The following is a 10,287-nucleotide window of genomic DNA, read 5'->3' on the forward strand; positions in this document are numbered from 1 at the left end:
CGGGCGCGTCGGCGGGGACCGGGCGGGGTGGGGCGCGTGAGCGCGGTGCGGGATCTGCTGGAGCGGTCGAACAGGCTGGGCTCCGACCCGGCGAACACGAACTACGCGGGCGGCAACACCTCCGCCAAGGGGACCGGCACCGACCCGGTGACCGGGAAACCGGTGGACCTGCTGTGGGTCAAGGGTTCCGGCGGCGACCTGGGCACGCTGACCGGGGCGGGCCTGGCCGTGCTGCGGCTGGACCGGGTGCGCGGGCTCGTGGACGTGTACCGGGGCGTGGAGCACGAGGACGAGATGGTGGCGGCGTTCGACCACTGCCTGCACGGCAGGGGTGGTGCCGCTCCGTCGATCGACACCGCGATGCACGCGCTCGTGGACGCCGCGCACGTCGACCACCTGCACCCGGACTCCGGGATCGCGCTCGCGACGGCCGTGGACGGCGAGGAGCTGACCGCGCGCTGCTTCGGCGACCGGGTCGTCTGGGTGCCGTGGCGGAGGCCGGGTTTCCAGCTGGGGCTGGACATCGCGCGGATCAGGGCCGAGAACCCGGAGGCGATCGGCTGCGTCCTGGGTGGACACGGCATCACCGCCTGGGGCGAGACGTCGCAGGAGGCGGAGGCGCGGTCGCTGGAGATCATCCGCGGTGCCGCGGCCTTCCTCGCCGAGCACGGCCGCGCCGAGCCGTTCGGCCCGGAGCTGCCCGGCTACCAAGCACTTCCGGAGGCTGAACGCCGGGCCCGCGCCGCCGCGCTGGCCCCGCTGCTGCGCGGGCTGGCGTCCACCGACGACCGGCGGATCGGCCACTTCACCGACACCGCGCCCGTGCTGGACTTCCTGTCCCGCGCGGAACACCCGAGGCTGGCGGCGCTCGGCACGTCGTGCCCGGACCACTTCCTGCGCACGAAGGTCCGCCCCCTGGTGCTGGACCTGCCGCCGACCGCGCCGCTGGACGAGGCGAAGGCGCGGCTGCGCGAGCTGCACGGGGCCTACCGGGAGGACTACCGCGCCTACTACGAGCGGCACGCGGTCCCGGACTCCCCCGCCATGCGCGGCGCGGACCCGGCGATCGTGCTGGTGCCGGGCGTCGGCATGTTCTCCTACGGCGCGGACGCGCGGACCGCCCGCGTGGCGGGCGAGTTCTACCTCAACGCCATCGAGGTCATGCGCGGCGCCGAGTCGGTGTCGACGTACGCGCCGATCGACGAGGTGGAGAAGTTCCGCATCGAGTACTGGGCCCTCGAAGAGGCGAAACTGGCCCGCCGCCCCGAGCCCGCGCCGCTGACCGGGCGGGTCGCGTTCGTCACCGGGGCCGGGTCGGGCATCGGCAGGGCCATCGCGACGCGGCTGGCCGCCGAGGGCGCGTGCGTCGTCGTCGCCGACCGCGACGCCTCCTCGGCCACGACCGTCGCCGACGAGCTGGGGGCGGTCGCCGTGACCGCCGACGTCACCGACGAGGACCAGGTCGCCGCCGCGCTCGACGCGGCCGTGCTCGCCCACGGCGGCGTCGACCTCGTGGTGAACAACGCGGGTCTGTCGATCTCCAAGCCGCTGCTGGACACGACCGCGGAGGACTGGGACAGGCAGCACGACGTGATGGCGCGCGGCTCGTTCCTGGTCGCCAAGCACGCCGCGCGGATCATGATCGACCAGGGCCTCGGCGGCGACGTCGTCTACATCGCGAGCAAGAACGCCGTGTTCGCCGGACCGGCCAACATCGCCTACAGCGCGGCGAAGGCCGACCAGGCGCACCAGGTCCGGCTGCTGGCGGCCGAACTCGGCGAGCACGGCATCAAGGTCAACGGGGTCAACCCGGACGGCGTCGTGCGCGGGTCGGGGATCTTCGCGGGCGGCTGGGGGGCCCAGCGCGCCGAGGTCTACGGCGTTCCCGAGGAGGAGCTGGGGGCGTTCTACGCGCGGCGCACGCTGCTCAAGCGGGAGGTGCTGCCGGAGCACGTCGCGCACGCGGTGTTCGTGCTGACGACGCTGACGCACACCACCGGGCTGCACGTGCCGGTGGACGCGGGCGTCGCCGCGGCGTTCCTGCGATGAAGCGGTTCGCGGCGGTCGACCTCGGCGCGGGCAGCGGCCGGGTGATCGTCGGCGAGGTCGAGGGCGGATCGGTGTCCCTGCACGAGGTGCACCGCTTCCCGAACCGGCCGGTGCTGGTGCGCGGCACGCTGCACTGGGACGTCCTGGGGCTGTACCGGGAGGTCGTGGACGGACTGCGGGAGGCCGGGCCGCTGGACGGCATCGGCGTCGACTCGTGGGCCGTGGACTACGGGCTGCTCGACGCGGACGGGACGCTGCTCGGCAACCCCGTGCACTACCGCGACGAGCGCACGGCGGCGGCCGTCGCCCGCGCGCACGCCGCCCTGCCCGCCGAGCGGCACTACGCGGCCACCGGGATCCAGTTCCAGCCGTTCAACACCGCGTTCCAGCTCGTCGCCGACCGGATGGCGGACGTGGCCACCGGGGCGCTGCTGATCCCGGACCTGATCGGGTTCTGGCTCACCGGCCGCGCGGGCACCGAGATCACCAACGCGTCGACCACCGCCCTGCTCGACCCGCGCACCCGGACGTGGTCGGCACCGGTCGCCGAGGCGCTCGGGATCGACCTCGGTCTGTTCGCCCCGCTGCGCGAACCCGGTGCCGTGATCGGGGACGTGCTGCCCGAGATCGGCCTGGCGCGGCGGGTCCCGGTGTACGCGGTGGGGTCGCACGACACCGCGTCCGCCGTCGTCGCCGTGCCCGCCGCGGACGAGCGGTTCGCCTACGTCTCCTGCGGGACCTGGTCGCTGGTGGGCGTCGAGCTGCCGTCGCCGGTGCTCACCGACGAGAGCCGGGCGGCGAACTTCACCAACGAGCTGGGTGTCGACGGCACCATCCGGTACCTGCGGAACGTGATGGGGCTGTGGCTGCTCCAGGAGTGCCACCGGGAGTGGGGCACGACCGACCCCGGCGCGCTGCTGGACGAGGCGGCGGCACTGCCCGCGTCCTCCGCGGTGGACGCCACCGACTCCCGCTTCCTGGCACCGGGCGACATGCCCGCGCGGATCGCCGCCGCCTGCGCGGAGACCGGGCAACCGGTCCCCCGCACCAGGGCGGAGGTCGTCCGCTGCGTGGTCGACAGCCTCGCGCTCGCGCACCGCGACGCGGTCGCCGCCGCCGCCCGGCTGTCCGGGCGGGAGGTGGACGTCGTGCACGTCGTCGGCGGCGGGGCGCTGAATTCGCTGCTGTGCCGGCTCACGGCCGACGCGTGCGGCCTTCCGGTGGTGGCGGGGCCGGTGGAGGCGTCCGCGCTGGGCAACGTCCTGGTGCAGGCCCGAGCGGCCGGGTGCGTCGAGGGTGACCTGCGGGAGGTCGTGCGGCGATCACCGGACCTGGTGCGGTACGAGCCCCGGTCGGGCTGAACCGCGGCGGCGGCCGGAGGGCGGTCACCCTCCGGCCAGCCCGGTTCAGCGGCGGGCCGCCAGTGTCAGGTCGCCCGCGATCACCCTGCGGGCGTGGTCGCTCGCCAGCAGGTCGTGCGGGGTACCGAGGTCGATCGCGCTGACCCGGTCCAGGCGGGCCAGCTGGGACTCGGTGAACTCGACGTCCAGCGCGCCCAGGTTGTCCTCCAGCTGCGCCAGCGTGCGGGCGCCGATGATCGGTGCCGTCACGTCGGGGTTCACCAGGGTCCACGCCAGGCCGACCTGGGCCGGGGTGCGGTCCAGCTCCGCGGCGACCTCCCGCACGACGTCGGCGACGGCGAGGCTCCGCTCGGTGACCAGGCCGAGGGCGGCGTTGAAGCTCTTCCTGGTGCTGTCGCCGTCGTCCGCGGCCGGACCGGCGAGGTCGGCGCGGGTGTACTTGCCGGTGAGCAGGCCGCCCGCCAGCGGCGAGTACGGGGTCACGCCCAGCCCCACCGCCCGCGCCATGGGGATCAGGTCGCGCTCGGCGGTCCGGTTGACCAGGTTGTACTCGACCTGGAGCGCGACGAGCGGCGACCAGCCGCGCAGGTCGGCCACCGCCTGCATCCGCGAGACCTCCCACGCGGGCACGTTGGACATCGCCACGTACAGGACCTTGCCCTGCCGGACCAGGTCGTCCATGCCCCGCAGGATCTCCTCGACCGGCGTCGTGAAGTCCCACACGTGCAGGTGGAGCAGGTCGACGTAGTCGGTGCCCAGCCGCCGCAGGCTGGCCTCCACCGACGTGAACAGGCTCTTGCGGCCGCCGCCCCCGGAGTTCGGGTCGCCGGGGCTGCGCAGCGTCGTGTACTTCGTCGCCAGCACCAGGCTCTCGCGGTGGTCGCGGGTGAACCGGCCCAGCAGGCGCTCGGAACTGCCGTCGGTGTAGGTGTTGGCTGTGTCGACGAAGTTGCCGCCGCGCTCGACGTAGGTGTCGAACAGCGTGCGCGCCTCGTGCTCCTCCGCGCCCCAGCCCCACTCGGTCCCGAAGGTCGCCGTGCCCAGCGCCAGCGGTGAGACCCGCAGACCCGACCGGCCCAGCAGCCGGTAGGTGTCGAGGGTGAGCGGCATCGTGTCCTCCTGTGGTGGTGGTCCCTTGCGGAGGACGAGTCTGCGGTCGTCGCGGGCGGCGGGTAAGGGAGAGCCCTTCCTGGGAAGGCCGGTCCCACCCCCGCTGTTGCACCGGTCATGACGACCCCCACCGCGGACACCGCACGACACCTGGCCGCGTTCCTGCGCGCCCGGCGGGAACGGCTGGACCCGGACGACCTCGGTCTGCCGCCGCGCAAGCAGGCCCGCCGAACGCCCGGTCTGCGCCGCGAGGAGGTCGCCGAGCTGGCCGGGATCAGCGTCGACTACGTCGTGCGGCTGGAGCAGGGCCGCGGGCTGCGGCCCTCGGCGGACGTGGTGGAGGCGCTGGCCGGGGCGCTGCGCCTGGCCCCCGTCGAACGCGCCTACCTGTTCAACCTGGCCGGGCAGCGCCCCCGTTCCGCCGAGGAACCCGCCACCACCGCCGCGCCGCCGCTGGCGCGGCTGGTCGCCGACCTGTCACCGCTGCCCGCGATGCTGGTGAACCACCGGTTCGACGTCCTGGCCTGGAACCGCGAGATGGCCGGGCTGCTGGTGGACTTCGGCGACCTGCCCCCGGCGCGGCGCAACGCGATGTGGGTGTGCCTGGCGCACCCGGAGGTGCGCGGGTCCTACGTCGACCGGACCCGCGTCGTGCGGGAGGGGGTCGCCCACCTGCGCGCCGCGTGGGCCGCGCACCCGGAGGACCGGGTGCTGGCCGCCCTCATCGCCGACTTCACCGCCCACGACGAGGAGTTCGCGCGGTGGTGGACCGAGCGGGACGTCGAGGTCAACGCCCGCGGCCGGAAGGTGCTGCGGCACCCCCGCGTCGGCGACGTCACCGTGCACTTCGAGGTGCTCACGCCGATGCAGGACCCCGACCAGCGGCTGGTGGTCTTCCGGCCGGCGGACGACGAGAGCCGCGCGGCGCTGGGCAGGCTGTCCTAGTCGGGCAGGCCGTCCTGGAGGCGGTGGCCGGTGGTGACGTCCACGTAGGACGGCACCTCCTCGTGCCGGTCCCCCACCGTGAGCGTTCCGGACGGCTCCACGACCACGATGTGCGCTCCCTCCCGCGACGAGGGCTTGTGGAAGGTGCCCTTCGGGACGACGAACACGGAGTTCGGGCGCAGGGTGACGACCCGTTCCCCCTCCGGCTCGCGCAGGGCGAGGTCGAGTTCGCCCTCCAGGACGAGGAAGAACTCGTCGGTGGACTCGTGGACGTGCCACACGTGGTCGCCCTTCACCTTGGCGATCCGCACGTCGTAGTCGTTGACGGTGGTGAGGATCCTCGGGCTCCAGAGGGCGTCGAAGCCGTCCAGTGCGGTGCGGATGTCGATCGGCTGGGTGCTCATGCGGCCATCGTGGCGGCTGGTGGTTCCCGACCGTGAGTGCTAGGAATCGCACATGCCGCAAGAATCCTCGCACCGGGTGGTCGTGGTCGTCGACGACGGGTCCAACCCGTTCGAACTGGGGGTGGCCACCGAGCTGTTCGGGCTGCGGCGGCCGGAGCTGGGCATCCCCTGGTACTCGTTCGCGCTCTGCGCCGCCGTGCCCGCCGTGACGATGCACCTGGGGATGTTCACGCTGTCGGGCGTGGCCGGGCTGGAGGCCGTGGACACCGCCGACACGGTGATCGTGCCCAACCGGCCCGACCCCGAGGTGCCCGCCGGTCCCGCGGTGCTCGACGCGATCCGGCGGGCCGAGCGGCGCGGGGCGCGGCTGGTGAGCTTCTGCACGGGCGCGTTCACGCTCGCCGAGGCCGGGGTGCTGGACGGGCGGCGGGCCACCACGCACTGGCGGTGGGCGGCGGAGTTCGCGCGGAGGTTCCCGCTGGTCGCGCTGGAACCGGACGTGCTGTTCGTGGACGACGGGTCCGTGCTGACCGCTGCCGGGAGCGCGGCGGCGCTGGACCTGGGGCTGCACCTGGTCCAGCGGGACCACGGCGCCGAGGTGGCCACCGCCGTGAGCAGGAGGCTGGTGTTCGGCGGCCACCGCGACGGCGGCCAGCGGCAGTTCGTCGAACGGCCCCTGCCCGCGGTGCCGGACTCGTCGCTGGGCACCGTGCTCGACTGGGCGCGGACGCGCCTGGACCGCCCCCTGTCCGTCGCCGACCTCGCCGCACGAGCCGCCACCAGCCAGGCCACGCTGCACCGCAGGTTCCAGGCCGAACTCGGCACCACACCGCTGACCTGGCTCACCACCGAACGGATCACCCTGGCCTGCCGGCTGATCGAACGCGGCGAGGTGCGGCTGGACCGCGTCGCCGCCGCCAGCGGACTCGGCACGGCGGCCAACCTGCGCGCGCAGCTGCGCAGGCACACCGGCCTCACCCCCTCGGAGTACCGCAAGCGCTTCGGACCCGCGGCCTGACCGCACTACGCTGCGCGCCATGACCTGGCTGATCCGGTTCGTCCTGTGCGTCCCCCTGCTCCTCGCGGGCTGCGGCTCGTCGGACACCGGCGGCGCGCCCACGTCCGCCGCGCAGGACGACACCGGGGCGGTGCACCGGGCGTTCGAGACCTACACGAAGGCCGCGCTGGCGAAGGACGGCGCGACCGCGCAGGGCGTGCTGGCCGACACGGTGGCGACCTACTACGACGACGCGCGCAAGCTGGCGCTGACGGCCACCGACGACCAGCTCACCGGCATCACCTCCACGCAGCGGCTCACGGTGTACGTGCTGCGCGCCGAGGTGGAACCCGCCCTGCTGCGCGACGGCTCGCCCGCCGACCTGCTGCGGACCTCGTTCGACAAGGGGCTCGTGGGCGAGGACGGGATCTCCGACCTCGCGCTCGGCAAGGTGAACGTGACCGGGGACAAGGCCAGCGCGCAGGCGGTGATCGGCGGCCGGGAAGCGCCGTACACCGTCGACTTCGTCCGCGAGCAGGGCGTGTGGAAGGTCGACATCGCCCCGTTGATGACGTTGGCCGACGAGGGGTTCACCGCGGCGGCCGAGAAGCAGGGCACGACCGTGGACGCGTTGATCGACACCGTCCTCGTGTCCAAGTACGGGCCGGAGAAGGCGGCGGCGCTGCACCGGCCCGTGGCGGGCTGAGCGGTCAGTGGGACTCGCGGGAGACGTCCGACCCGCTCGCCCCGGTGAGGAAGTCGAGGTCCGCGCCCGTGTTGGCCTGCTGCACCGTCTGCACGTAGAGGCGTTCCCAGCCGCGCTTCGGGTTGGCGTAGGCCGCGACGGTGGCCGGGTCCGGGGTGCGCAGGGCCAGTTCATCGCCGGGCACGTCGAGGTCGAGCCGGCGGGCCTCGATGTCCAGGACGATGAAGTCGCCGGTGCGGACCAGGGCCAGCGGGCCGCCCGCCGCCGCCTCGGGGGAGACGTGCAGGACGACGGTGCCGTAGGCGGTGCCGCTCATGCGGCCGTCGCAGACGCGGACCATGTCGCGCACGCCCTGCTGGAGCAGCTTGCGCGGTAGCGGCATGTTCGCGACCTCGGGCATGCCGGGGTAGCCCTTCGGGCCGCAGCCGCGCAGGACGAGCACCGAGTCGGCGTCCACGTCGAGGTCCGGGTCGTCGATGCGGGCGTGCATGTCCTCGACCGAGTCGAACACGACCGCGCGGCCCCGGTGCCGGAGCAGGTGCTCCGAGGCCGCGGCGGGTTTCACCACGGCGCCGTCGGGCGCGAGGTTGCCGTACAGCACGGCGATGCCCGCGTGCGGCAGCAGCGGGTCGGTGCGGGGGCGGATGACCTCGCGGTCCCAGACCTCGGCGGTCTCCAGGTAGTCGACCAGGGGTTCGCCGGTGACGGTGATCGCCGTCGGGTCCAGCAGGTCCCGCACCTCCCGCAGCACGGCGTGCAGGCCACCGGCGCGGAACAGGTCCTCCATCAGGAACCGGCCCGCCGGTTGCAGGTCGACCAGCAGCGGCACGTCCGAGCCGGTGCGGTCGAAGTCGTCCTGGGTCAGCTCGACGCCCAGCCTGCCCGCGATGGCCAGCAGGTGGACGACGGCGTTGGTGGACCCGCCGATCGCGGCCAGGGCGACGATGGCGTTGAGGAACGAGCCGCGGGTCAGGACCGCGGCGGGCGTGCGCTGCTCGGCCACCATCTCCACGGCGAGGCGACCGGTCTCGTGGGCGCTCTCCAGCAGCCTGCTGTCCGCGGCCGGGGTGCCCGCGAGGCCGGGCAGGACCATGCCCAGCGCCTCGGCCACGAGCCCCATCGTGGACGCGGTGCCCATGGTGTTGCAGTGGCCGCGGCTGCGGACCATCGAGGACTCGGACCGGGTGAACTGGTCCTGCGACAGCGTGCCTGCGCGGACCTCCTCCGACAGCCGCCACACGTCCGTGCCGCAGCCCAGCGGCACGCCGCGGAACGTGCCGGTGAGCATCGGGCCGCCGGGCACGACCACGGCGGGCAGCCCCACCGACGCCGCCGCCATGAGCAGCGACGGGATGGTCTTGTCGCAGCCGCCGAGCAGGACCACGCCGTCCACGGGGTTGGCGCGGAGCATCTCCTCGGCCGCCATCGCGGCCATGTTGCGCCAGAGCATCGCGGTCGGGCGGAGCAGCGTCTCCCCCAGCGACACGACCGGCAGGTTCAGCGGGATGCCACCGGCCTCGTAGACGCCCTGCTTGACGCTCTCCGCCACCTCGTCCAGGTGCGCGTTGCACGGGGTCAGGTCCGAGGCGGTGTTGGCGATGGCGATGTGCGGACGGCCGTCGAACGCGTGGGCCGGGAGGCCGCGGCGCATCCAGGCCCGGTGGATGTAGGCGTTGCGGTCGTCCCCCGCGTACCACTGGGAACTGCGCTGCTCAGGCATCGCCAGCCACCTTCCGACCCCGACGTCGACCGTGCTCCCAGCCTAGTGGTGGAGCGGGACGACCACGTAGCTTCTGATCGTGCCGGAACGGGATGAGGTCATCGCTGGGCGCTACCGGCTCCTGTCGCAGCTCGGCCGGGGGGCGGCGGGCGTCGTCTGGCGGGCCCAGGACGAGCGGTTGGCGCGGGTCGTCGCGGTCAAGTTCTTCACGGCGGGCGGGCCGGACGCCGTGGAGCGGATCGTGCGCGAGGGGCGGATCGCCGCGAGGCTGCGGCACCCGCACGCCGTGACCGTGCACGACGTCGTCGAGCACGGCGGGCAGCCGTGCCTGGTGATGGAGTACGTGCCCTCGAAGACGCTGGCCGAGATGATCGACGAGCGCGGGCCGCTGCCGGAGGAGCTGGTCGTGGGCGTCGGGTGGCAGGTGGCCTCGGCGCTGGCGGCGGCGCACGCGGCGGGGGTCGTGCACCGCGACGTCACGACGTTCAACGTGCTGGTGGGCGAGGACGGGACGGCGAAGATCGTCGACTTCGGGATCTCCCGCGCGATCGGCGAGGGCACCGTGACCGACGCGCGGGTCGTGGTCGGCACGCCCGCGTTCCTCGCGCCGGAGGTGGCGTCGGGGCGGGGCGCGGTGTTCGCGTCCGACGTGTACTCCCTCGGCGCCACGCTGTACGCGGCGCTGGAGGGGCACCCCCCGTTCGGCACGGCCGACGACAACCCGTACGCGCTGCTGCGGCGCGTGTCGGAGGGGCTGGTCGCGCCGCCGCGGTTCCCCGGTCCGCTGGGTGCGGTGCTGGGGCGCGTCCTGCGGCGCGACCCGGCGCGGCGGCCGACGATGGCCGAGACGTACGCCCTGCTGGACGCCGTCGTCCAGGGCTTGCCGCTGCCGGGCGAGGACCCGCACGCCGAGGCCCCTCCCCCGTCCGACGAGTCGCCCCGGCCCGACGACACCTCCCGCCCCGACGACCCGCCCCAGCCCGACAACACCTCCC

The 10,287-nt window shown here is 74.1% G+C and carries 9 protein-coding genes; 6 read left to right on the plus strand and 3 right to left on the minus strand.

Annotated elements, in window-relative coordinates; translation table 11 throughout:
- Window positions 1–36 precede the first annotated feature (36 nt).
- Both VFZ92_RS31670 and VFZ92_RS31675 read left to right on the plus strand, forming a co-directional pair.
- A complete protein-coding gene (locus VFZ92_RS31670; protein ID WP_330879746.1) occupies window positions 37–2,049 on the plus strand; it encodes a bifunctional aldolase/short-chain dehydrogenase in 2,013 nt (670 codons plus the stop codon).
- Complete coding sequence (locus tag VFZ92_RS31675; RefSeq protein ID WP_330879747.1) at window positions 2,046–3,410, plus strand: rhamnulokinase family protein; 1,365 nt, start codon at window positions 2,046–2,048, stop codon at window positions 3,408–3,410. The genes VFZ92_RS31670 and VFZ92_RS31675 overlap by 4 nt, the downstream gene beginning before the upstream one ends.
- 45 nt (window positions 3,411–3,455) lie before the next feature.
- Here VFZ92_RS31675 and VFZ92_RS31680 read toward each other — a convergent pair whose 3' ends face one another.
- Entirely contained in the window at window positions 3,456–4,520 is a 1,065-nt protein-coding gene (locus VFZ92_RS31680) for an aldo/keto reductase (protein ID WP_330879748.1), read from the minus strand.
- Between the two features lie 117 nt (window positions 4,521–4,637).
- Between VFZ92_RS31680 and VFZ92_RS31685 the strand changes: the two genes are divergently transcribed.
- A complete protein-coding gene (locus VFZ92_RS31685; protein ID WP_330879749.1) occupies window positions 4,638–5,465 on the plus strand; it encodes a helix-turn-helix transcriptional regulator in 828 nt (275 codons plus the stop codon).
- Here the strand turns inward: VFZ92_RS31685 and VFZ92_RS31690 are convergent.
- Window positions 5,462–5,869 (minus strand): cupin domain-containing protein, encoded by a 408-nt coding sequence (locus VFZ92_RS31690; RefSeq protein ID WP_330879750.1) that lies wholly within the window; start codon window positions 5,867–5,869, stop codon window positions 5,462–5,464. The two genes, VFZ92_RS31685 and VFZ92_RS31690, sit on opposite strands and share 4 nt — an antisense overlap.
- 52 nt (window positions 5,870–5,921) lie before the next feature.
- Between VFZ92_RS31690 and VFZ92_RS31695 the strand changes: the two genes are divergently transcribed.
- Together VFZ92_RS31695 and VFZ92_RS31700 are read left to right on the plus strand one after the other, a co-directional pair.
- Window positions 5,922–6,887, plus strand: a complete 966-nt coding sequence (locus VFZ92_RS31695) for a helix-turn-helix domain-containing protein (protein WP_330879751.1) — start codon at window positions 5,922–5,924, stop codon at window positions 6,885–6,887.
- A gap of 19 nt (window positions 6,888–6,906) precedes the next feature.
- The gene (locus tag VFZ92_RS31700) at window positions 6,907–7,572 is read left to right on the plus strand and encodes a hypothetical protein (protein ID WP_330879752.1); all 666 of its coding nucleotides are present in this window, start codon (window positions 6,907–6,909) and stop codon (window positions 7,570–7,572) included.
- 4 nt (window positions 7,573–7,576) lie between these two features.
- On the opposite strand, the gene VFZ92_RS31705 is transcribed toward VFZ92_RS31700, so the two are convergent.
- On the minus strand, window positions 7,577–9,292 hold the full coding sequence (locus VFZ92_RS31705; protein WP_330879753.1) for an IlvD/Edd family dehydratase: 1,716 nt from the start codon (window positions 9,290–9,292) through the stop codon (window positions 7,577–7,579).
- A 79-nt stretch (window positions 9,293–9,371) separates the two neighbouring features.
- Here VFZ92_RS31705 and VFZ92_RS31710 point away from each other — a divergent pair.
- Window positions 9,372–10,287 (plus strand): serine/threonine-protein kinase (locus VFZ92_RS31710; protein ID WP_330879754.1); only part of this gene is annotated, 916 nt, incomplete at its 3' end.

It is taken from the genome of Umezawaea sp. (assembly GCF_036375055.1).
Lineage (GTDB): Bacteria > Actinomycetota > Actinomycetes > Mycobacteriales > Pseudonocardiaceae > Umezawaea.